The organism is Oribacterium sp. (assembly GCF_057249185.1).
This window is the reverse complement of record NZ_DBHIGR010000163.1, coordinates 1-740: the sequence shown is the minus strand read 5'-3', so window position 1 is coordinate 740 and position 740 is coordinate 1. Positions and strand designations below refer to the sequence as shown.

Sequence of the window (740 nt, the reverse complement as noted above, 5' to 3'; positions counted from 1 at the left end):
ATTGCAGTCCGGCGATTTTGTCCTATGAGGGAATTCAGTATCAGTATATGGCGCCCTCCGTTATGGAAGCCTCTCAACTGGCGTATTTACAGAGTCATCTTCGGATTCTTTCCGGCTTTTATGGCGTGGTAAAGCCCCTTGATGGGGTGGTTCCCTATCGTTTAGAAATGCAGGCAAAGGCGAAGATTGGTACTTCTAAAAATCTGTATGACTTTTGGGGTGAGGATATCTGGACAGTATTGCTTTTGGAAGAGATAGAAGAGCGTTTGCAAAAAGAGGGAGAAAAGTCGTTGGAAAATGAAAATCCTATGCTAATCCTCAATCTCGCCTCCAAAGAATATGCCAAATGTATAGAGAAATATCTTCCCAAGGATAGAATCCTGAGGAAAAAAATCATGTGGAAAGATGAGCCGAAAGAATTATCATTTCCCATTCACTACATTAGCTGCGGTTTTTATGAGAAGTCAGGAGAAAAGCTTGTGCAAAAGGGCGTCTATGCCAAGATGGCAAGAGGAGAAATGGTGCGCTTTTTGGCAGAAAATAAGATAGAAAACGCAGAAGAAATCAAGGGCTTTAAGGGGCTGGATTTTAACTTTGAGGATAAACTTTCCACGGAAGATCAATATATTTTCCTTCGAAAATAAAGAAATAGAAATTGACAGAAATAGAAAAGCAAAAGAGTTTTCGTCGTATTAAGCTCTTTTCCTTCCGAAAGGAATGGGAAGGGCTTTATTGTTGTG

At 40.4% G+C, this 740-nt stretch carries 1 protein-coding gene; it reads left to right on the top strand.

All coding sequences use genetic code 11. From position 1 onward, the window contains the following. The coding region (locus tag ACO4PX_RS08530) for a YaaA family protein (RefSeq protein WP_485572281.1) at positions 1–644 on the top strand (644 nt) is incomplete at its 5' end. Positions 645–740: the final 96 nt, after the last annotated feature.